Below are 20,437 nucleotides of genomic sequence, written 5' to 3' on the forward strand. Positions count from 1 at the left end.
GTTCGTGGCCGAGCCGCGCATCGAGTGCGACCTGACGGGGCTGGCCGGGTTCACGGAGCAGATGCGGCGGGCCCACCTACGGGCCGAGGCGCGGATCCTGACGGCCGCGACGGTGCCGGCGCCGCGGGCGGCGGCCGTGGCTCTCGAGGTCGAGGCGGGCTCGCCGGTGCACGAGGTGGCCAGGGTGCGCTCTGCCGGGCTCTCGCCGGTGGCGATCGAGCGCTCCTACTTCCCGCCGCTGCCCGGGTTCCTCGACCAGGAACTCACCGGCTCCCTCTACGCCCTGCTGGCCGCGCACTACGACCTGGAGCCGCGTACGGCGGTCGAGCATCTCGACCCGGTGACCGCCCGCCCGGCGGAGGCCGCCGAGCTGGGCATCGCGCCCGGCGCGCCGCTCATGCTGATCGAGCGGACGGCCTACGCGGGTGACGGCACGCCGGTGGAGTTCGCCCGCGACCTGTTCCGTCCCGACCGGGTCCGGATCTCGGTACGCAGCGGGGTCACGGCACCAGAGGGCTCCTGACCACGACACCCGGCGCCCAGACGCCCTCGACCTCGATCTCCACCTGGGCTCCCGGCCCGACCGGCAGGTAGGCGTAGGCGATGGACTCCTTGGCCGTGTAGCCGTACCCGCCGGAGGTGACCCTGGCCACGACGTGCCCGTCCAGCCGTACGGGCTCGTTGCCGAGTGCGACGGCCCTCGGGTTGCCCAGCGTCACGCAGCGCAGCCGCCGCTCGGGCGACGGGTCCAGCGCGCCCCTGCCGAGGAAGTCCTTGTCCGGCTTGACGCAGAACCCCAGCCCCGCCTCGTACGGTGTCGTCTCGGGCCCGATGTCGGCGCCCCACACCCGGTACCCCTTCTCCAGCCGGAGGCTGTCGATGGCCCGATAGCCGCCCGCCACCAGCCCGTACGGCTCCCCCGCCCGCCACAGCTCCTGCCACAGCGCCGGCCCGTACTCGCTGGAGCAGTACAGCTCCCAGCCCATCTCGCCCACGAAGGTGACCCGCAGCGCCAGCACCGGCACGTCCCCGACGGTGATCTCGCGCGACGACATGAACGGGAAGTCCATCGGATCCGGGGTGAGCCCCGCGATGATCTCGGGCGCGCGCGGGCCCCACAGGGCGAAGCAGGCGTACTGGCCGGTGACGTCCGCGATCCTGGCCGTCGAGCCGGTGAGCGCGGCCTGCTTGCGCAGCCAGCCCAGGTCGTGCGAGCCGAGCGCGGTGCCGGTGACGATCAGGAACTCCTCCTCCCCACGCCTGGTGACGGTGAAGTCGCACTCGATGCCGCCGCGCCGGTTGAGCGCCTGGGTGTAGGTGACGGCGCCGGCCTCGCGGGCGACGCGGTTGTCGCACACCCACTCCAGCAGCTCGGCCGCGTCCGGCCCGGTGACCTCGATCTTGGCGAACGAGCTCTCGTCGAACAGCCCCGCCGTGGTGCGCGTGGCCCGGTGCTCGACCCCGATCGCGGGCGACCACAGCCGCCCGGCCCACCCGTCGGGGCGCTCCCCTTCCCCGCTCTCGTTAGAGGAGTAGTAGTTGACCCGCTCCCACCCGGCCTTCTCGCCGAAGATGGCCCCGTGGGCGGCGTGCCAGCCGTACGCGGGCGAGACCCGCAGGGGGCGCCCCGCCGACCGCTCGTGGCCGGGGTAGCGGATGTCGTAGTACGTCTCGTAGTTCTCGACCGCCCGTTTGATCGTGTACGACGGCGAGCGGTACTGGCGGCCGAAGCGGCGGATGTCCATGTGCCAGAGGTCCATGCTGGGCTCGCCCTCGACGATCCACTCGGCCATCACCTTGCCGATGCCGCCCGCGCCCGCGATGCCGTGCGCGCAGAACCCGGCCGCGACGAAGAACCCGCCGACCTCCGTCTCCCCCAGGCAGAACTCGTTGTCGGGGGTGAACGCCTCGGGGCCGTTGATCAGTTTGCGGATGCCGACGTCGGCCATCGCCGGCACGCGAATCCGGGAATTGTCAGAAATTTCCTCGAATCTTGGCCAATCTTCGGACAGGAGGCGGCCGTTGAAGTCCGCGGGCACGGCGTCGAAGGCGTTCAGGGTGGCCGTCCAGGGGGCGCAGGTGCGCTCGTACCCGCCCATGACCAGGCCCTGCACCTCCTGCCGGTAGTAGACCAGCAGGTCGGGGTCGCGCAGCGTGGGCAGTCCCGTGTGGTCGTGGCAGGCGTCCGTCACCACGTACTGGTGCGACATGGGCACGATCGGGATCCGCACCCCGGCCATGCGGCCGATCTCGGCGGCGAACATGCCGCCGCAGTTCACCACGATCTCGCAGTCGATGTCCCCCTGGTCGGTGCGCACGCCGGTGACGCGGCCGTTCGCCGTCCTGATGCCGAGCACCCTGGTGTGGGTACGGATCACCGCCCCGCCCTCGCGGGCCCGCTGGGCCAGGGCGTAGCAGAGCTGGGAGGGGTCGATCTGCCCGTCGGTGGGCAGGTACGCGGCGCCCACGACCCCTTCGGGATCCATGAGGGGGAACAACTCGACGGCCTCGGCCACCGAGATCTCCTCCAGCGGCAGCCCGAACGTCCGCGCCCAGCCGATCTGCCGGCGGATCTCCGCCATGCGCTCCGGCGTGGAGGCCAGCTTGATGCCGCCGCACTCCGTCCATCCGGCGTCGAGGGTGCGGTAGAGCTCGACGGAGTACTGGTTCATCCTGGTCAGCGTGGGGTCGGCGCGGAGCTGGCCGACCAGGCCCGCCGAGTGGAAGGTGGAGCCGCTGGTGAGCTCGTCCCGCTCCAGCAGGACGACGTCGCGTTCGCCGAGTTGAGTGAGGTGGTAGGCGACGGACGCGCCGCCCACCCCGCCGCCGATGATCACGATGCGGGCCGAGTCGCTCATGGGGGCGAGGCTAGCCTTCGGATAGTAAAAGGTCTAGACCGTTTAGCGGCGCGCGTCCTAGCATCGAGCATGGCCCTGCCCGAGGTGCTCGACCGCATCCCCTTGCTCTCCGGCGTGCCGCGTTCCGTCGAGGAGCTGCCAGGGGGGCTGACGAACCACAACTACAAGGTCACGACCCCCCGTGGGGTGTACGTGGCGCGCGTGTGGGCCGGCGACGGCTCGTTGCTGGGGATCGACAGGGACGCCGAGCACGCCTGCTCGCTGGCCGCCGCGGCGGCCGGGGTGGGGGCGCCGGTGCACGAGTACCTGCCGGATCTGGGGGTGCTGGTGGTGGGGTTCCTGCCGGGGCGGACGTTCACGGAGGCCGATCTGCGGGACCCGGCGAACCTGCGCCGGGTGGCGGCGGCGTGCCGCCGGCTGCATGCCGGGCCGCGGTTCGTACGGGACTTCGACATGTTCGAGGTTCAGCGCCATTACCTGGGGATCGTGCGGGAGCGCGGTTACCGATTTCCTGCTAAATATCTCGATTTCATGCCCGCCGTTGACCAAATTCGGAAATGTCTGGAAATACGGGCGGAAGGCACCGTTCCCTGCAACAACGACCTCCTCCCCGGCAACATCATCGACGGCGGCCGCCGCCTCTGGCTGATCGACTACGAGTACGCGGGCAACAACGACCCCTGCTTCGAGCTCGGCAACATCTGGAGCGAGTCCGACCTTCCGCCCGGCCACCTGGAGGAACTCGTCACCGCGTACTACGGCCGCCGCCTGCGCCACAAGATCGCCCGCGCCCGCCTGCTCGGCCTCATGTCCAAGTACGGCTGGACGCTCTGGGCCTCCATCCAGGACGGCGCGAACGAGAGCATCGACTTCGACTTCTGGTCGTGGGGCATGGAGAAGTACGAGCGGGCGGTGGCCGAGTTCACCGGATCGGGCCTGTCGGACATCATGGACGAGGCGGCGCGGGCAGACTAGGGGCATGTTCGCCGCACTGACCGGCCTGGGGCTGTCCACGGCCGCCGGGCTGAACGCCTACATCCCGCTCCTGGTCGTGGGCGTCCTGGCCAATTTAACGGACGCCGTGAAGCTCCCCGACGGCTACTCCTGGCTGTCCAACTGGGGCGTGTTGGCGGTGATCGCCGTCCTGCTGGTGGCCGAGTTCGTCCTGGACAAGGTGCCCGCCGTGGACAGCATCAACGACACCATCCAGACAGTGGTGCGCCCGGCCTCGGGTGGAGTGGTCTTCTCGGCCACGAGCGCGGCGGCCGAGCTGGACAACTCCACCTGGATGACCGAGCACCCGTGGGCGAGCTGGCTGCTGGGCATCGTGGTGGCGCTGGCCGTACACGCGATCAAGGCCACCGCCCGCCCGATGATCAACGTCGGGACGGCGGGCGTGGGCGCCCCGGTGGTGAGCACGGCGGAGGACGCAGGCTCGCTCGGCATGAGCCTGGTCGCCGTCTTCGCCCCCGCGCTGGTGATCGTCGCGCTGCTCGTGCTCGCCGTGCTGGCATGGTGGCTGATCAGGCGGGTACGCCGATTCCGCGCCCGCAGAAGGGCGGCACGAGGTCAGCTCTGAGCGCGCAACCACTCCTCCACGAGGCTCACGAACTCGCCGGGGCGTTCCTCGTGCAGCCGGTGGCCGGCGCCCTCCCAGTACACGACCTTGGACGCGGGGTCCTTGAGCAGGCCCGACTCCCAGCTCGCCCGCTCCTGGTCCGACCAGATCGACAGCACGGGGCAGCGCCTGCGCGCCAGGTAGTCGTCGCTGGCCGGGCGTACGCCGATGGCGTCGTGGGCCGTGAACATGGCCTCGAACGCCTGGGCCAGCACGTGCGGCGGCATGCCGTACAGCCTGCGCTTGTGCCAGCGTCTGATGACCGGGGGCGTGCCGGCGTTCGTGCACCACTCGTCGATCCGCTCGGCGACGGCGTGGGCGTGCTCGCCGCGCAGGCCCGCGATCATTTTGGGGAAGCTCCGGGCGATCTCATCTGTCATGCCGTAACCGGGGTCGACGGCGACGAGCCCGCGCACCAGCTCGGGGTGCTCGACGGCCAGGATGGACACGACCTGGGCGCCCATCGAGTGCCCTACGGCGATCACCTGAGGGATGCCGAGGCTTCCGAGGAGGACGCGCAGGTCCTCGGCCATCCTGCGCGGGGTGTTGCCGTCCTCGGGAACGGACGAGTAGCCGTGCCCGCGCAGGTCGACGGCGACGACCCGGTACGCGGCGGCCAGCGCGTCGATGTGCCAGGACCACTGGTGAGAGTCGGTGCCCCACCCATGGACGAGCAGCAATGGCGGCCCGTCCCCGTCATCGGTGTAGAAGAGCCGGACATTTCCGCCTACGTCCGCGTACGGCATCTACCGACCACCGCCCTGTGACATCAGCGCGCCCTCTCCAGCCGTCCACCCGCTGTCCACGGCCGGCCCCGCGCGCTAGATAGCACTGAAGCACAGTCTCAATGCTTCGATCAAGTGCTTGCTTGGTAGCGCGCTGCGCCGGACCCGCCCCCGCGCACTATCCTTCAAATCATCAACACCGACAGGGGGTGGCGGAGATCAGCGAGTTGCTTGTCGTCCTACTGGTGATCCTGGCGTTCTTCCTGTTGCTGGGAGGCGTGGGCCTCTATCTCCTCGTCAAGCTGGGCAGGAAGGCGGCGTCCAAGGCCAAGCAGGCCACGACGCGGCTCACCACGCACGTCAACGCCATGGGCACGGGCGACGCCGCCGAGGTCGAGCGCCTCCGGCTCGACCTGCGCCGCGAGGTGTCCCTCGCCCGCCAGGCCGTCGAGCACGCCTTGAGCCAGGGCTGGGGCCTCGGCGACCTGCCCCGCCTCATGGCCGACCTGTCGGCGCAGGCGGACGTCCACGACGGGCAGCTCGGCATGTACGCCCAGCAGCGCCGCATGTCGCCGTACGTCGACCACGCCACGCTCGGCCGGCTCAGGGAGCACCAGGCCAAGCTGACGGCCATGTGCGCCCGCATCCGCGCCGACCTCCTGGGCGATCAGGTCCGGCACACGGCCACGGGCATCGCCGACCTCAGCTCCCGCACCGACCTCGAGATCGAGGCCCGCCGCCACGCGCCCGACCCGCTGGACCAGATCGACGAGCTCTACCGCCGCTCGATGGAGGAACGCAAAGACCTGCCCTGACGACTACCGAACGTGGCAGCATTGATTCGCCACGTGAGCCGGTCGAGGGAGGCACGACGATGACCACGGCACTTCCCGAGTGGTTCTACCCTGGGCCTCCCGGGGGCTGGACCGCCGACATGCTCGACCACCTGCCTCCGGAAGCGCCCCGGCACGTGGAGCTGATCGACGAGGCACTCGTCGTGCGGTCGCCGCAGACGTGCTTCCACATGGTCACCGTGCGGCTGTTCGAGCGGCACCTCCGTCCACCGAAGGACATGATGGTCCTTTGGGGGATGACGGTGACATTGGGCGCACGCCAGCGTCCGGAGGCGGATGTCCTCGTGGTCAACGAGTCGGCGTTCACCCTCGCCACGACCGCCGTCAGCCCCACAGATGTCCATCTTGTGGTGGAAGTGGCGTCAGACGACTCGCTGGAAAGGGATCGCACCACCAAGCCACTCAAATACGCCGCGGCGGGCATCAAGCACTTCTGGCGCGTGGAGCAGGAAGGTGACCAGCCCGTGGCCTACACGTTCGAGATCGAGCCCGCAGTCATGGCGTATGTCCCCACCGGCATTCATCGCAAGCGGCTGCGGGCTGACATCGGATTCGACGTCGACATCGACCTCAACCTGGAGTGGCCGCCACGCTAGGCGTCACCCACTCGCGGTAGATGAGCGCGGCGAGTTCCGCTTCCGTGGCGCCGCCGTTGGCCAGGGCCTTGGTGGCCTGGGCCTGGGCTCGGGTGGGGAGGCGGCCCTCGAGGAGGATGGGAAGCGACAGGCGCCGAAGCAGCACCTCCGACTCCGAGATCCCGTACGGCCTGCGTGTGACGGCCACGTTCACCCGCAGCGCGTGCTCGTTGCCGGGTGGGACGGCGGGGCGGTCGATCTCGATGGCGGAGTAGCGGAAGCCGTTCGCCAGGTCGCAGGGGGCGCATCCGGCCGGGCCCCTGCTGAGCCGGCCACCACAGTCGGGGCAAGTCAGGCGGTCGTAGGCGGCGTCCACCACGCGCCACGGGTGCTTGTCGGGCTCGTCGGCGATCATCTCGGCGATCAGGCGCTCGTCGGGCGGCCGGGACGTGCCGAACTCGCGCTCCAGGAACGCCCGCCAGCCTTCCTCGACGATCTCGTCCACCTGCCTCGCGCACCTGTCGCAGCCGGGCGCTCCGGCGGGCTCCCAATGGCCGCACGCCCCGCATCGTCGCATCCGTCCACGCTACAAGCGATCGCCCTCGGCTCGGACCGGGCCTCACTTCTGCCCGCTTCCACCGCCCGCCTGGCGGGTCGGACGTCTCGATGTCCACGCAGGTCGTTCGGGGGCCGGGCGGCCGTCGCGGACGTTTGCGGGTTCGATTCGCCGCGCTGCTCCCTCTGGCCACTGGACGATCACGGACAAAACCCTCTGGCTGGTCAACATGCCGCGCCATAGGCATGGCGCCAGGCGGTCCATCCGGACCATAGCCCTCAGGAGGGATCTATGCATATTCGCTCACGGCGGCGCATCACGCTCGCCGCGCTGGCCGGCGTCCTGGCAATCGGCGGAACGGGGCTCACCGTCGGAGCCGCGCGTGCGCAGCTCGAGTCCGATGACCCGGATTACTCCGCGTTCGAGGAGGAGACCGGGCCCAGCACGAGTTCTTTCCTGCCGAACGCGACTGCAACCGAGCCACCCGCCGATGGCGATTCGGAGGAGATCACCATCGCCGACGATCCGGAGGACACCGAGGAAGCTCCGGAGGACACCGATTCGACTCCTTCGGAGCTCGACGATGCCGAGCCGGTGGATCCGTCCACCGACGTGGCTGATCTCGAAGAGGCTTCCGAAGAGCCGGACGCCGAGGAAGAAGAGCAAGGCCAGACTGCGCTCACGGTGCAGGAGGAGCAGGCTCGCTGCCCGTTCACCAAGGTCTTCAACAGCAGCGTCAAGCAGATGCTGATCAAGCGTGAGGGCGGAGTGCAGAAGAAGGCGTACAACGCCGGCGAGAAAACCAAGACAGGCAAGGACCGGGGCATCGTCACCATCGGAATCGGTTTCAACATGAGCCGCGGCGACGCCCGCACCATCATCAACCGCATCCTGAGCGAGACCACCCCCGAGAAGGACCAGGCCGCGATCAATTCCGGCAAGGCGTTTCACCGGCAAAGGCAACACCACGGGCGACCAGGCCATGGTCGCCGGCCCGATCCGGCTCACCTGCCTGTGACATGGCCGTGCAGATCACCCGCTCCTCCACAGCCGCCGCCGTTTATTCAGTTGCACGGCCCCCGCCAGTCCCGGCATACTCAGTCAAGCTGATCATCGCGACCCGAAGGGAGAGTGAGACCGTGACGACGACTGTTCGCGTGCCGTTTTCCGCGTCCCCAAACCCTCCCACCGGGCGTCCGCCACTGATCTGATCGGCGCACCGGTGGGCCTCACTCCTGGAGTAATCCCACCGTGCCGAAGCACTCGCAGCACCGCACCCGCGGCAAGCACGCCCTCGACGCCGACGACATCGAATGGCTGGAGAGCACCCCCGAGACCGACGACGGTCCACCCGAAGGTGACCGCTGGTCCACCTGGGACCAGAGCACACCGACGGAGAAGGGGCCCAAGCCGTACCCCGGCTGGCTGGTCACCGAGCTGGCCGCCGTCGACACCGAGCACGGCGTGCTCAAGACCGGCAAGGAAGCCGACGTACATCTGATCTCCCGGGGCGTGCCCGGCACGGACCGGATCTGCCTGCTGGCCGCCAAGCGCTACCGCTCCTCCGACCACCGGCTCTTCCACCGCGACTCCGGCTATATGGAGGGCCGCAGGACCCGTGAGAGCCGCATGAACCGGGCCATGGCCAACCGCACGGCGTTCGGCAAGCAGGTGATCGCCGCCCAGTGGGCGGTCGCCGAGTTCTCTGCGCTGTGCCGGCTGTGGGAGCTGGGGGTTCCCGTGCCGTACCCGGTGCAGATCGTCGGGACGGAGATCCTGCAGGAGTTCATCGGGACGGCTGACGGGTACGCGGCGCCGCGGCTGGCGCAGGTGTCCGACGACCTGGACGACCTGTGGGAGCAGCTCGTGGCGGCCATGGTCACGCTGGCCAGGGAGGGGCTGGCCCATGGAGACCTGTCGCCGTACAACCTGTTGGTCCATGACGGCAGGCTGGTGATCATCGACCTGCCGCAGATCGTTGACGTGATCGCGCACCCGACCGGTCCGTCCTTCCTCGACCGGGACGCGCACAATGTCGCCACCTGGTTCGCCGCCAAGGGCGTCCCGGCCGCCGACCCGGACTCCCTCGCCGCCCTCCTCCGCAAGGAGGCCGGGCTGGCCTCGTAGAGGTGGGTTCGCCGGACCTGCGCGCAACCCCGAGGACGGTCACAGCGGTCTCTTCACGGCACCGGCGTCGGGCGGTCGCCTCATGCGTCCGGACGAAGCGGTGCGCTGGCCCTTCGCGTTGCCGCGCGCGAGCAGTGTCCGCGCACCGCCCGGCGCGACGGTCGCACGGCCCGAGCACGCGACGCTAAGGACCACACGTCCTCAGCGCATGACGCGACGGGCCGCGCGTTCCCCCAGCGTGCGGCGAAATGACCACACGTCCGGAGCACGCTACGCTGCTGAGCAGCGCGCCCTTTGGGTGCGTCCACGGACCACAGCCGGCTCGTGGTCCCTGAGCAGCCATCCAGCCGCCGCCATCCGCTTGATCGCCGCATGGGCGTAGGGTGGTAAATGGGCGGCGCGGCTGGTGAAGTCAACCGTCCAGCCGCCGTCGCGGACTTCGCCCTTCCCTGGAGAAGGGCATCTCATCTGGAGAGCCGCGATGCGTGCCATCGTCATCGAGAAATTCGGCGGACCGGACTGCCTGGTCTACACCGAACTGCCCGATCCCGAGCCTCTCGCCGGTCATGTCGTCATCGACATCAAGGCGTTCGGCATCAACCACGCCGAAATGCATATGCGCAGAGGTGAGTGGGCTGAGGCGGCGAAGGTGATCGGCATCGAATGCGTGGGGCTGGTAAAAGCCTGCCCCGGCGGCGAGTTCCCGATCGGTGCCAAGGTGGCAGCGCTGATGGGTGGCCTGGGACGTACCATCAACGGCAGCTACGCCGAATACACGCGGGCACCGGTCTCGAACGTGGCACTGATCGAGTCCGACCTCCCTTGGACTGAGCTCGCAGTCATCCCGGAAACCTACGCAACGGCCTGGACCTGCTTGTTCCGCAACCTGGAGATCACCACCGGGCAGACACTGGTCATCCGCGGGGCGACCTCCTCCTTCGGCCAGGCCGCGATCAATCTGGCGGTCAACGCCGGCGCACGCGTCATCGCCACCACCCGCAACCCCGGGCGGTCCGCGATGCTGGAAGAACTCGGCGCACAGCGCGCCGAACTGGATGGGCCCGACCTGTCTGGGCGTATCGCCGAGGCCAAGCAGGTGGACGCGGTGCTGGACCTGGTGGGCAACAGCACCATCCTCGATTCCCTCGCGATGCTGCGGCGCGGCGGTCGCGCCTGCCTGGCCGGCTGGCTGGGCGGCCTCGATCCGATCGCCGACTTCAACCCGCTGCTGCAAATGGCAAGCGGCGTCTACCTGACCTTCTTCGGCAGTTTCGTCTTCGGAACCCCGGGCTTCCCGCTGTCCGACGTCCCCTTGCAGGAAATCGCCGAGCAGGTGGCGGCGGGTCAGCTCAAAGCCAAGCCGTCGCGCGTGTTCGGGTTCGAAGAGGTGCGTGAGGCACACCGCGTGATGGAGGCCAACGAGGCCAGGGGCAAGATGGTGGTCGTCAACGCCTGAACGGCGGCGTGCATGATCCGGCAGGTCGAGCAGGCCATACAAAGATCTTCGGGGGTTGTCATGGTGGCTGTCCATCATCGCTACGCCGACGTGCGGGGCCGGCGGCTGTTCTACCGCGAAGCCGGACCGGCCGGCGCGCCGGCCCTGGTGCTCCCGCACGGCTTCCCTACCAGCTCGTTCATGTTCCGCGACCTCGTCCCCGCCCTGGCCGACGACTACCACGTCATCGCCCCCGACCACCTGGGTTTCGGGCTGTCCGACGCGCCACCCGCCGACGAGTTCGCCTACACCTTCGACGCGCTCGCCGACCTGACCGCCGCCCTGCTCGACCACCTCGGCCTGTCCCGCTATGCCATCTACGTACAGGACTACGGTGCCCCGATCGGATGGCGGCTCGCCCTGAACGACCCCGCAGCCATCACCGCGATCATCACCCAGAACGGCAACGCCTATGAGGCTGGCTTCGTCGACGCCTTCTGGCAGACCGTCTGGGACTACCAGCGCGAGCAGAACCCGCAGACCGAGGCGGCGATCCGTAAAGCCCTCACACTCGACGCCATCAAGTGGCAGTACCTCACCGGCGTACCCGACCCGACCCTCGTCAGCCCAGAAACCTGGCACCACGATTACGCCCTGGTCTCCCGCCCCGGCAACGACCGCATCCAACTGGCGCTGTTCCTCGACTACGCCACCAACCTGCCGCTCTACCGCCGCCTGCACGAATACCTGCGCACCCACCGGCCACCGCTCCTGGCCGTCTGGGGCAAGGGTGATGAGATCTTCGGGCCCGCCGGCGCCCGCGCCTTCACCGACGACCTGCCCAGCGCGCGAATCCACCTCCTCGATGGCGGTCACTTCCTCCTGGAAAGCGCGCTTGACGAGGTCACTCCCCTCATCGGGGACTTCCTCGGCGACATCGAGTTCCGCCCCTGACCCGCGCTCGCGCGGCAGGTCGGGCTCCAGCTTTCCCACTCCTACAGCTCGGCGACCGACTGCTCGCCTTCGTCGAGACGCTGCTCGCCGACAACCCGGCAAGTCGGTGGGAAGAAGAGCAGGTGACCGAGGCGCCGACGGCTTGACGACACCCCGATACGGATCGTCCGGGTGGAACCTCATCGCGATGACGGCGTAGTTCATCTGCCGGCCGTCGCCAACCTTGGTCTCGTGTCCCAGGGAGGCCATCTCGTTCTCAGCGGCCCGCCGAACGGAGCAGCGGCACGGCGAAGGCTGGGGCAGCGCATACGGCCGTCACTGTGATCAGTAGCGTCAACGAAAGCGACAGCGACCAGGCCACGCTGTAGGCCAACCCTCCATCGACCTGGTAAGCGCTCTCGAACGTCTATTCTGGCCTGGTCTGACGCAGTCGCGTGTACTTTGACACCAGTCTTACCGGCAGCCCATAAACGAGGAGGCCGTCATGCACGATGCCATCGTTCACCCCAGCGGCGCCCGCATGCACTGGGTCGAGCTACCAGGAGCCGATCCGGCGCGCGTCTACGTTCACGGTCTCGGTGCCACCTCGGCTCCCTACTACGCGGAGGTCGCCGCTCACCCCCTCCTGCCGCGAAAGCGTTCTCTTCTGATCGACCTGCTCGGCTTCGGCATCAGCGACCGGCCGCGCGACTTCGCCTACACCCTCGAGGCCCACGCCGACGCCCTGGCCGAGGCTCTGCGCAAGGCCGGGGTCACCGGGGCGTCGATGATCGCCCACAGCATGGGCGGCGCGGTGGCGATCGTCCTGGCCGCACGCCATCCGGAGCTGGTCGCCAACCTGGTCCTCGTGCACGCCAACCTCGACCCGTATCCGCCGGCCCCTGCCCGGCCGGGCACCAGCGGGATCGCGAGCTACACCGAGGAGGAGTTCGTGTCGCACGGGTGGAAGGAGGTACGCGACCGCGTGGGGTCCCATTGGTGGTCCACGATGAGGCTCGCGGACCCGCGCGGGCTCCACCGCACGGCCGTCAGCCTGGCCACGGGCACTACGCCCACCATGCGCGAGCTCCTCAAGACCCTCCCGATCCCCCGCGCCTTCCTGTATCCGGAGGGCGACCCGCCCGAGGACGCCGACGGCCTGCGGGCGAGCGGCGTCCAGGTCGTCGGGATTCCCGAGTCGGGGCACAACATCATGCTCGACAACCCCGATGCCTTCGCCCACACCCTGGCAGCTCTCCTGCCGTAACCCGGGGGCGAGGAACCTGCGGACAGCCGTTGGCGCCGAGAACGATCATGAATCGCCGAGATGGAAAATGTTTCCACTTGTAACGCATCAATCACTCTGAGTTGATCGCGGGCGATTTGGTCCTATCGTTGCGGGCTATGCGGCCTGGTTGTTCCAGGGGAGCAGGGCGACCGGCGAGTCGGTGAGCGCGAATCCGAGGGTGTGCGGCTGCTGAGCGTCACGCCGGCGGCCGGGCGAGTTTGGCGGCCACGGCGTCGAGGACCCAGTCCAGCCCGGTCGCGAAGGACACCTCGGCGTCCACCTCCGTGCCGTCGTACACGGCCTTGGCCAGCGCCGGGAAGCGGCCCGTGGCCAGCATCCTCCTCACATGCGGGCCGGAGGCGCGCTGCCAGTCGCGCTTGGACAGGCCCGTGGCACGCTCGGCCCGCAGGTTCGCGATCTCGCGCCTGATCGCGCCAGTGAAGTAGGCACTGACAGTCTCCACGGCGCGCATGACGGTGTCGAGGTCGGCGAGGCCGTCGAGGGCGGCCAGCGTGGCCTCAGTCACGGCGAGGGCGTTTGGGCCCAGGGTCGGACGGCCGCCGAGCAGGTCGGCCAGCCATTCGTGACGGAGAGTGGCCTGTCTGGTGCGGTGGGCGCGGATGCGCAGCACCTCCCGCCAGTCGCCGGGCTGCTCCTCGGGGAGGATCTCGGCGTAGACCTCGTCCACCATGAGGTCGAACAGCTCCTCCTTGGTGGAGATGTATCCGTACAGCCGCATCGGGCCGGCGTCCAGCCGGGCGGCGACCTTGCGCAACGACACCGCCTCCAGCCCGCCCTCGTCGGCCAGCGCGATGGCGGCGGCGACGATTCGCCCCCGGTCGAGCGGCGCGGGGCGAGTCGGCGGCTCCGGCCGGTCCCACACAGTCATGGATACATCGTAGTGTTGCGATACATCGTAATAGTAAAATACGCTGTATCGCCATGAGACATCGTATCGCCGTGATTGGGGGCGGCCCCGCCGGCCTCACCTTCGCCCGCGTCCTGCACCGCCACGATCACTCCGTCACCGTGCTCGAACGCGATCCCGCCCCCGACGCGCGTCCCCCGGGCGGCACACTGGACCTGCACGAAGGGCTGGGCCAGCTCGCGCTGAGCAAGGCGGGGCTGCTGGCGGAGTTCCAGGCGCTGTCCCGTCCCGAGGGGCAGGCCATGCGCATCCTGGACGCGGACGGGACCGTCCTCCGCGACTGGCAACCCCGTCCGGGCGACCGGGCCAATCCCGAGATCGACCGCGGGCAACTCCGTGACCTGCTGCTCGGCCCCCTGGACGTTCGGTGGGGGCGGGGTGTGACGGAGGTAGTGCCGGGGACCCAGGATGGCGTGCTGGTCCATTTCGCGGACGGGCGACAGGAGACGTTCGACCTCGTGGTCGGCGCGGACGGCGCCTGGTCCCGGGTCCGCCCGGCAGTCTCGTCCGCGACGCCGCACTACACCGGCGTCACCATGGTCGAGACCTCCCTGGACGACGTCGACACCCGCCACCCCGACCTCGCCCGGCTGATCGGCGACGGTTCCATGGCTGTGTACGGCGTGAACCGCGCCCTCGTCGCCCAGCGCAACAGCGGCGGCCACGTCAAGGTGGGCGCCCAGTTCCGCGCGCCGCTGGACTGGCACACGGACCTGGACCTGGGCGACGTCGAGGCCGTGCGATCAAGTCTGCTGGCTCTGTTCGACGGCTGGGCCGCTCCCGTCCTCGACCTCCTCCGCCACGGCACCGCTTTCGCCCACCGCCCCCTCTACGTCCTGCCCGTGTCCCACACCTGGGCCCATGTTCCCGGGGTGACGCTACTGGGCGACGCCGCCCACCTGATGCCACCATTGGGGGTGGGCGCGAACCTCGCGATGCTGGAAGGCGCCGAACTGGCCGAGTCCGTCGCCGCCGCCGCCCCTGGCCCTGATCTGGACGAGGCCGTCCGCGCCTTCGAGGAACAGATGTGGGCGCGGGCCGGCAGGTGGGCGAAAATCACGGCGGCCGGTCTGGAACGCCTCGTGAGCCCGGACCCCACCGAAGCCCTCGCCGTCTTCGACGAAGTCCAGCCATCCTGACTGCCAAGCGTGAGAGCACCAGCGCCAGCAGCTCGCCACGGTTTCACGGGACAGCACGGCACCGCCGCGGTTCCTTCCGGCAGATCCACCGCCCGCCATACGAACTCCGCTACGGGGGCGAACCCGGCCGGGGTGGCGGACACGACCGACCGCTAGGCGGCCGCCCCGAAGTCACGCGCCAGGCGCGCGATGGGGAGCGCTCCTAGCCAGGTGCCCGGCGAGGGGCGCGCCCCGGGTCACGCGCCTGCAGTCACTTGACCCCGGCCTCGCGCATGTCGCGCAGCTCGCGCTTGAGCTCCTTGATCTCGTCGCGCAACCGGGCCGCCACCTCGAACTGCAGATCGGCCGCCGACTGGTGCATCTGCTCGGTCAGCGAGTCGATCAGGGACTCCATCTGCGCCCGCGGCATCTCGCCCGCGATCGCCTTGGCGTGCTGGCCGGCCTGCCGCGCCCCGAAGCCGGGCACCGGCGCCTTGCCCCGCGACTGCTGCCGGCCGCCGCCGAGCAGGCGATCGGTGTCGGCGTCCTCGCGCTGCAGCGAGTCGAGGATGTCGGCGATCTTCTTGCGCAGCGGCTGCGGGTCGATGCCGTTGGCCTCGTTGAAGGCGATCTGCTTGGCCCGCCGCCGGTTGGTCTCGTCGATCGCCCGCTCCATCGACGGGGTGACCTTGTCCGCGTACATGTGGACCTGGCCGGACACATTACGGGCGGCGCGGCCGATGGTCTGGATCAGGGACGTCTCGGAGCGCAGGAAGCCCTCCTTGTCGGCGTCGAGGATGTCCACCAGCGACACCTCGGGCAGGTCGAGGCCCTCGCGCAGCAGGTTGATGCCGACGAGCACGTCGAACTCGCCCGTGCGCAGCTCCCGCAGCAGCTCGATGCGGCGCAGCGTGTCGACCTCGCTGTGGAGGTAGCGCACCCGGATGCCGAGCTCCAGGAGGTAGTCGGTCAGGTCTTCGGACATCTTTTTCGTCAGCGTGGTGACCAGCACGCGCTCGTCGCGCTCGGCCCGCTCGCGGATCTCGTGGACCAGGTCGTCGATCTGCCCCTTGGTCGGCTTGACCACGATCTCGGGGTCGACCAGGCCGGTCGGGCGGATGACCTGCTCGACGACCTCGCCCTTGGCCCGCCCCAGCTCGTACGGCCCCGGCGTGGCCGACAGGTAGACGGTCTGGCCGATGCGCTCCAGGAACTCCTCCCACTTCAGCGGCCGGTTGTCGAGCGCCGACGGCAGCCGGAACCCGTGCTCGACCAGCGTGCGCTTACGCGAGGCGTCGCCTTCGTACATGGCGCCGATCTGCGGCACGGTCTGGTGGGACTCGTCGAGGACCAGGATGAAGTCCTCGGGGAAGTAGTCGAGCAGCGTGTTGGGCGCGCTGCCGGCCTCGCGCCCGTCCATGTGGCGCGAGTAGTTCTCGATGCCGGAGCAGGTGCCGATCTGCCGCATCATCTCGATGTCGTACGTCGTGCGCATCCGCAGCCGCTGCGCCTCCAGCAGCTTGCCCTGGCGCTCCAGCTCCTCCAGCCGCTCGGCCAGCTCCGCCTCGATCCCCGTCACGGCGGCGGCCATGCGCGTCTCGCCCGCGACGTAGTGGGAGGCGGGGAAGATGTAGAGCTCCTCGTCCTCCGTGATGACCTCGCCGGTCAGCGGGTGCATGGTCGAGAGCTTCTCGATCTCGTCGCCGAACATCTCGATGCGGACGGCCAGCTCTTCGTACTTCGGGATGATCTCGATCGTGTCGCCCCGCACCCGGAACGTGCCCCGCGTGAAGGCCAGGTCGTTACGCGTGTACTGCATGTCGACCAGGCGGCGCAGGAGCTGGTCGCGGTCGATGTCCATGCCGACGCGGAGCCTGGCCATGCGGTCGACGTATTCCTGCGGCGTGCCCAGGCCGTAGATGCACGACACGGAGGCGACCACGATGGTGTCGCGGCGGGTGAGCAGCGAGTTGGTGGCCGAGTGGCGCAGCCGCTCGACCTCGTCGTTGATCGAGGAGTCCTTCTCGATGTACGTGTCGCTCTGCGGGACGTACGCCTCAGGCTGGTAGTAGTCGTAGTAAGAAACGAAATATTCGACCGCGTTGTTGGGCAGCATCTCCCGCAGCTCGTTGGCGAACTGCGCGGCGAGCGTCTTGTTGGGCTGCATGACCAGCGCGGGCCGCTGCAGCCGCTCGATCAGCCAGGCGACGGTGGCCGTCTTGCCGGTGCCGGTGGCGCCCAGCAGCACGTTGTCCTTCTCCCCGGCCTTGACGCGGCGCTCCAGCTCGGCGATGGCCGTCGGCTGGTCGCCAGAGGGAGTCATCTCGGTGACGACCTCGAACGGCGCCACCTTCCGCTGCAAATCTGTGACCGGTCGCATGTTGCCACTGTAGGCCGCCTCACCGACAGAAACGCCACCCCGCCCACCGGCCTGGAGACACTCACGTGTCAGGCGGACCGCTCCCCTATCCGGGGGAAGGGAGTCGTGGAGAAGACCACCTCGACGGGCACCTCGAAGTACTCGGCGATCCGCAGCGCCAGGTAAAGGCTCGGGCTGTATTCGCCCCGCTCCAGATAGCCGATCGTCTGGTAGTGCACCCCCAGCGCGTCGGCGAGCTGCCGGCGGGTCACGTGCCGTTCGGCGCGCAAGAGCGCGATGCGGTTGTAGAGCTCTCTTTCCGCGCCCATCAACACTCCAGATAGTAGTTCTACTACATCGATAGCACACCTACTACAGGAAGCAATAGGCATATGACATCCCATTGCAAGCGAACAGTAAGTCATACCCGATACGGTCGGATCCGCCTGTAGCGGAAAAGGAAGGTTCGATGTCACGACCCAGAGAGGCACTGATCCAGGCAGGGCAGGGCATAGCCCAAGCGGTGGCCCAAGGGGGTGACGTACGGCAGGCGATGGGGCAGGCCATGGGCCAGGTCGTCGACCAGGCGGGCCAGCTGACGGGCCAGGCCCGGGGCTTCGCGCTGAACCCGCACGACTTCGCCGCGGCCCGCGACGGCGGCGCTTCCGTCGGCACTCTCATCGAGGCCAGGTCGGCCTCGCTGAACGAGGCGGGCGAGATCGTCAACCGCAGCTTCGCCGAGAACGGCATGCACGTCATCTCGCCGGTGGTGATCCCCAAGAGCAGCACCGCGAAGGTGATCGTGCCCCTGGGCATCCTGGTGGTGCTGGGCCTGATCGGCGCGCTCGGAAACGTCATCCCGAACACCGATCTGATCTTCGGCCCCCACTACTGGGTGGTGCTGGTCCTGGCGGCCGCGTTCCTGTGGTGGCGGCGCAGCGTGGTGATGGTGCCCGAAGGCTGCAAGGCGCTGATCACCCAGTTCGGCAAGCTGGTGCACATCGCGGACCCGGGCCGGGTGACGCTGTTCAACCCGTGGAAGCGGGTCAGCTACATCGTCAACACCACCCGCGAGTACCCGTTCAACGCGCCGATCAGCGAGGCGCCGACGCAGCAGGGCGTCAAGGCGAGCGTGGACCTGTTCCTGCAGTTCAGGATCGAGAACCCGGCGGAGTTCATCTTCGTGCTCGGCTCGGTCAGCGGCTTCCAGTCCAAGCTGCAGAACGCCATCAGCGAGGTCACCCGCTCCCTCATCTACGCCCAGCGGGCCGAGGAGATCTACGACCTGGTGGGCGAGAGCACGGTCGGCATGCTGGACAGCCTCAACCAGCAGTTCCTGCCCGCCGTACGGCTCACCGACGTGAACATCACGCACGCCGAGCCGTCCAGCCAGGAATACCGCATGGACCTGGCCGCCCCTGAGATGGTCCGCGTCGCCAAGGAGGCCTACACCTACGAGTACGAGCTCCAGCTGCGCAAGGAGCAGAACGAGGGCGACCTGGTCAAGGAGCTGGCCGGGCTGCAGGAGACGCTGAGCGCCATCCAGGCGGAGATCGCGGGTTACCAGGCCCGCATGGACACCGCGCTCGAACGCGCCACCCATCAGGCCACGGCGCAGGCCAGGCAGCGCCTGGTCGAAGCCGAGTCCACGGCCAACGCCAACTCCGCTCTCCTGGAGGCGCAGGCACTGGACATCCGGGCGCTGTCGGCCGCGGAGGCGCCCGAGATCCTCGACTACCGCTTCCAGCAGGACCTGCTGAACAAGCTGGAGTCGGTCGCCACCAGGCTGCCGCAGGTGGTGCAGGTGGGCGAGCAGACCGACATCGACTTCCTGGCCCTGGCCCAGCAGCTGGTGGGCGGCAAGGACGCGGCGCTGTTCTCGGCCGAGGACATGGCCGCGATCCGCTCCAGGCTCGACGAGATCGGCGAGCGGGTGCGGGGCCGCGAGGGCGAGATCGTCGCCCTGCTCAAGAAGGCCGCCGCCGACGTGACCGAGCCCCAGGACCCGCCGGAGCCCGACGCGGAGCTTGAGCGGACCGTCGAACGCCTGCTGCCCGGCAAGGGGGGGATCTGAGATGACACGCGAGTTCTCCAAGATCAAGGAGTCGCTGGCCTCCTGGGGCGACATCCGCCAGCTGCTGCGCGGCGGCGAGCAGGGCCAGCTCGTGCCCGTCGTGATCCCCAAGGACCGGCGCGGCTTCGCGTGGATGGCGCTGGTGTTCCTGGCTCTGTACTTCGCCGGGATGGCGGTCCTGACCGACCTCACCCTGCTCCCCGCGCTGGCGGCGCTGTTCTTCCTGGTCGTGGCGCTGGTCACGATGTGGCGCAAGGCCATCATCGAGATCGAGGAGGGCACCACCGGCGTGCGCAGCCGCTGGGGAGCCATCACCGGCACCCTCCCGCCGGGCCGCCATTACCTCTGGCTGCCGTGGGACCGGGTGGACGCGGTCGTCGACACCTCCACCGAGATCCCGTACTCGGCGCCGATCGTGGCCTGCCCGACGGCCGAGAACGTGCCGCTGAAGTCGATCGAGTTCTTCCTCAAGTTCCGCATCGTGGACCCGGTCGCGTTCGTCCGCACGATCGGCGCGGGCAACTTCGACCTGGTGCTCTCCAGCGCGGTGCAGGACGCGATCAGGCAGCGCAGCCGCAGGGTCAACACCGAGCGCGCGTACGACCTGCGCGGCTCCGACGTCGGCGACATGCAGGACGCACTCAACCGCCAGCTCGGCAGGTACGGCGTGCGGGTCACGGGCGCCAACATCCCCGACGTCCAGCTGCCCGACCAGTACCAGCAGCACCTGGCCACCCGCGAGAAGGTGGCCAAGGAGCTCTCGGCCTACGAGCGCGAGTGGGAGCTGACCCGCAAGCGCCGCATCGACACCCTGCTGATGGAGATCGAGCGCTCCAAGAAGACCCGTGACGCCCGTGTCGTCGAGGTCAAGGCCGCCCACAACAAGGCGCGCAAGGACGTGGCGCGCATGCTGGAGGAGCAGGAGACCGAGGCGCAGCGGGTGACGTGGGAGATCGAGGCGCGCGGCCGGGCCGAGCTGACCGCCGCCG

General features: G+C 69.1%; 19 protein-coding genes. 13 read left to right on the forward strand and 6 right to left on the reverse strand.

The genetic code is table 11. The features are described from left to right. Positions 1–523: GntR family transcriptional regulator (locus AB0J09_RS27570; protein WP_360696996.1), on the forward strand; the 523-nt coding region annotated here is incomplete at its 5' end. Here AB0J09_RS27570 and AB0J09_RS27575 read toward each other — a convergent pair. Continuing rightward, positions 501–2,858: an FAD-dependent oxidoreductase gene (locus tag AB0J09_RS27575; RefSeq protein ID WP_360696999.1), complete on the reverse strand. Its 2,358-nt coding sequence runs from the start codon at positions 2,856–2,858 to the stop codon at positions 501–503. The genes AB0J09_RS27570 and AB0J09_RS27575 overlap by 23 nt on opposite strands. A 69-nt stretch (positions 2,859–2,927) precedes the next feature. On the opposite strand from AB0J09_RS27575, the gene AB0J09_RS27580 reads away from it, so the two are divergent. Together AB0J09_RS27580 and AB0J09_RS27585 are read left to right on the forward strand one after the other, a co-directional pair. Further along, on the forward strand, positions 2,928–3,833 hold the full coding sequence (locus AB0J09_RS27580; protein WP_360697002.1) for a phosphotransferase: 906 nt from the start codon (positions 2,928–2,930) through the stop codon (positions 3,831–3,833). Positions 3,834–3,837: 4 nt separating this feature from the next. Continuing rightward, a complete protein-coding gene (locus tag AB0J09_RS27585; protein ID WP_360697005.1) occupies positions 3,838–4,437 on the forward strand; it encodes a DUF4126 domain-containing protein in 600 nt (199 codons plus the stop codon). Here the strand turns inward: AB0J09_RS27585 and AB0J09_RS27590 are convergent. Further along, on the reverse strand, positions 4,428–5,222 hold the full coding sequence (locus AB0J09_RS27590; RefSeq protein ID WP_360697008.1) for an alpha/beta hydrolase: 795 nt from the start codon (positions 5,220–5,222) through the stop codon (positions 4,428–4,430). The two genes, AB0J09_RS27585 and AB0J09_RS27590, sit on opposite strands and share 10 nt — an antisense overlap. 188 nt (positions 5,223–5,410) lie before the next feature. Between AB0J09_RS27590 and AB0J09_RS27595 the strand changes: the two genes are divergently transcribed. Beyond that, positions 5,411–6,016 carry a hypothetical protein gene (locus AB0J09_RS27595; RefSeq protein ID WP_360697011.1) on the forward strand — a complete coding sequence of 202 codons (606 nt, stop codon included), beginning with the start codon at positions 5,411–5,413 and terminating at the stop codon, positions 6,014–6,016. A gap of 59 nt (positions 6,017–6,075) precedes the next feature. Next, positions 6,076–6,651: a Uma2 family endonuclease gene (locus AB0J09_RS27600; RefSeq protein WP_360697014.1), complete on the forward strand. Its 576-nt coding sequence runs from the start codon at positions 6,076–6,078 to the stop codon at positions 6,649–6,651. Here AB0J09_RS27600 and AB0J09_RS27605 read toward each other — a convergent pair. Beyond that, positions 6,626–7,207 (reverse strand): hypothetical protein, encoded by a 582-nt coding sequence (locus AB0J09_RS27605; RefSeq protein ID WP_360697017.1) that lies wholly within the window; start codon positions 7,205–7,207, stop codon positions 6,626–6,628. The genes AB0J09_RS27600 and AB0J09_RS27605 overlap by 26 nt on opposite strands. A 270-nt stretch (positions 7,208–7,477) precedes the next feature. Here AB0J09_RS27605 and AB0J09_RS27610 point away from each other — a divergent pair, with 270 nt between their 5' ends. The 5 genes from AB0J09_RS27610 (at position 7,478) to AB0J09_RS27630 (ending at position 12,948) form a co-directional block, all read left to right on the forward strand. Further along, positions 7,478–8,296: a hypothetical protein gene (locus AB0J09_RS27610; RefSeq protein WP_360697019.1), complete on the forward strand. Its 819-nt coding sequence runs from the start codon at positions 7,478–7,480 to the stop codon at positions 8,294–8,296. A 141-nt stretch (positions 8,297–8,437) separates the two neighbouring features. Further along, positions 8,438–9,313, forward strand: a complete 876-nt coding sequence (locus AB0J09_RS27615) for an RIO1 family regulatory kinase/ATPase (protein WP_360697022.1) — start codon at positions 8,438–8,440, stop codon at positions 9,311–9,313. Between the two features lie 481 nt (positions 9,314–9,794). After that, positions 9,795–10,769 carry a zinc-binding alcohol dehydrogenase family protein gene (locus AB0J09_RS27620; RefSeq protein ID WP_360697025.1) on the forward strand — a complete coding sequence of 325 codons (975 nt, stop codon included), beginning with the start codon at positions 9,795–9,797 and terminating at the stop codon, positions 10,767–10,769. Between the two features lie 60 nt (positions 10,770–10,829). After that, a complete protein-coding gene (locus AB0J09_RS27625) occupies positions 10,830–11,702 on the forward strand; it encodes an alpha/beta hydrolase (RefSeq protein ID WP_360697027.1) in 873 nt (290 codons plus the stop codon). A gap of 484 nt (positions 11,703–12,186) precedes the next feature. Further along, positions 12,187–12,948: an alpha/beta fold hydrolase gene (locus AB0J09_RS27630; RefSeq protein ID WP_360697030.1), complete on the forward strand. Its 762-nt coding sequence runs from the start codon at positions 12,187–12,189 to the stop codon at positions 12,946–12,948. Positions 12,949–13,165: 217 nt separating this feature from the next. On the opposite strand, the gene AB0J09_RS27635 is transcribed toward AB0J09_RS27630, so the two are convergent. Continuing rightward, on the reverse strand, positions 13,166–13,858 hold the full coding sequence (locus AB0J09_RS27635; RefSeq protein WP_360697033.1) for a TetR/AcrR family transcriptional regulator: 693 nt from the start codon (positions 13,856–13,858) through the stop codon (positions 13,166–13,168). Between the two features lie 53 nt (positions 13,859–13,911). Here AB0J09_RS27635 and AB0J09_RS27640 point away from each other — a divergent pair, with 53 nt between their 5' ends. Next, on the forward strand, positions 13,912–15,036 hold the full coding sequence (locus AB0J09_RS27640; RefSeq protein WP_360697036.1) for an NAD(P)/FAD-dependent oxidoreductase: 1,125 nt from the start codon (positions 13,912–13,914) through the stop codon (positions 15,034–15,036). A 250-nt stretch (positions 15,037–15,286) separates the two neighbouring features. On the opposite strand, the gene uvrB is transcribed toward AB0J09_RS27640, so the two are convergent. Together uvrB and AB0J09_RS27650 are read right to left on the reverse strand one after the other, a co-directional pair. Further along, on the reverse strand, positions 15,287–17,395 hold the full coding sequence (gene uvrB / locus AB0J09_RS27645) for an excinuclease ABC subunit UvrB (protein ID WP_360697040.1): 2,109 nt from the start codon (positions 17,393–17,395) through the stop codon (positions 15,287–15,289). 68 nt (positions 17,396–17,463) lie between these two features. Then, positions 17,464–17,703 carry a helix-turn-helix transcriptional regulator gene (locus AB0J09_RS27650; protein WP_360697043.1) on the reverse strand — a complete coding sequence of 80 codons (240 nt, stop codon included), beginning with the start codon at positions 17,701–17,703 and terminating at the stop codon, positions 17,464–17,466. 140 nt (positions 17,704–17,843) lie between these two features. Here AB0J09_RS27650 and AB0J09_RS27655 point away from each other — a divergent pair, with 140 nt between their 5' ends. Together AB0J09_RS27655 and AB0J09_RS27660 are read left to right on the forward strand one after the other, a co-directional pair. Beyond that, positions 17,844–19,448, forward strand: coding sequence for an SPFH domain-containing protein (locus tag AB0J09_RS27655; protein ID WP_360697045.1), 1,605 nt, complete (start codon positions 17,844–17,846; stop codon positions 19,446–19,448). 1 nt (position 19,449) lies between these two features. Continuing rightward, positions 19,450–20,437 (forward strand): SPFH domain-containing protein (locus tag AB0J09_RS27660; RefSeq protein ID WP_360697048.1); only part of this gene is annotated, 988 nt, incomplete at its 3' end.

Origin of the sequence: Nonomuraea sp. NPDC049784, assembly GCF_040659615.1 — a bacterium.
Classification (GTDB): domain Bacteria; phylum Actinomycetota; class Actinomycetes; order Streptosporangiales; family Streptosporangiaceae; genus Nonomuraea.

Excerpts from the sequence above, each read along its gene's own strand:
- AB0J09_RS27640 (WP_360697036.1), top strand. The coding sequence starts at position 13,912 with ATGAGACATCGTATCGCCGTGATTGGGGGCGGCCCCGCCGGCCTCACC.
- AB0J09_RS27605 (WP_360697017.1), bottom strand. The coding sequence starts at position 7,207 with ATGCGACGATGCGGGGCGTGCGGCCATTGGGAGCCCGCCGGAGCGCCC.
- uvrB (WP_360697040.1), bottom strand. The coding sequence starts at position 17,395 with ATGCGACCGGTCACAGATTTGCAGCGGAAGGTGGCGCCGTTCGAGGTC.
- AB0J09_RS27585 (WP_360697005.1), top strand. The coding sequence starts at position 3,838 with ATGTTCGCCGCACTGACCGGCCTGGGGCTGTCCACGGCCGCCGGGCTG.
- AB0J09_RS27590 (WP_360697008.1), bottom strand. The coding sequence starts at position 5,222 with ATGCCGTACGCGGACGTAGGCGGAAATGTCCGGCTCTTCTACACCGAT.
- AB0J09_RS27600 (WP_360697014.1), top strand. The coding sequence starts at position 6,076 with ATGACCACGGCACTTCCCGAGTGGTTCTACCCTGGGCCTCCCGGGGGC.
- AB0J09_RS27630 (WP_360697030.1), top strand. The coding sequence starts at position 12,187 with ATGCACGATGCCATCGTTCACCCCAGCGGCGCCCGCATGCACTGGGTC.
- AB0J09_RS27620 (WP_360697025.1), top strand. The coding sequence starts at position 9,795 with ATGCGTGCCATCGTCATCGAGAAATTCGGCGGACCGGACTGCCTGGTC.
- AB0J09_RS27575 (WP_360696999.1), bottom strand. The coding sequence starts at position 2,858 with ATGAGCGACTCGGCCCGCATCGTGATCATCGGCGGCGGGGTGGGCGGC.
- AB0J09_RS27580 (WP_360697002.1), top strand. The coding sequence starts at position 2,928 with ATGGCCCTGCCCGAGGTGCTCGACCGCATCCCCTTGCTCTCCGGCGTG.
- AB0J09_RS27650 (WP_360697043.1), bottom strand. The coding sequence starts at position 17,703 with ATGGGCGCGGAAAGAGAGCTCTACAACCGCATCGCGCTCTTGCGCGCC.
- AB0J09_RS27610 (WP_360697019.1), top strand. The coding sequence starts at position 7,478 with ATGCATATTCGCTCACGGCGGCGCATCACGCTCGCCGCGCTGGCCGGC.
- AB0J09_RS27625 (WP_360697027.1), top strand. The coding sequence starts at position 10,830 with ATGGTGGCTGTCCATCATCGCTACGCCGACGTGCGGGGCCGGCGGCTG.
- AB0J09_RS27655 (WP_360697045.1), top strand. The coding sequence starts at position 17,844 with ATGTCACGACCCAGAGAGGCACTGATCCAGGCAGGGCAGGGCATAGCC.
- AB0J09_RS27635 (WP_360697033.1), bottom strand. The coding sequence starts at position 13,858 with ATGACTGTGTGGGACCGGCCGGAGCCGCCGACTCGCCCCGCGCCGCTC.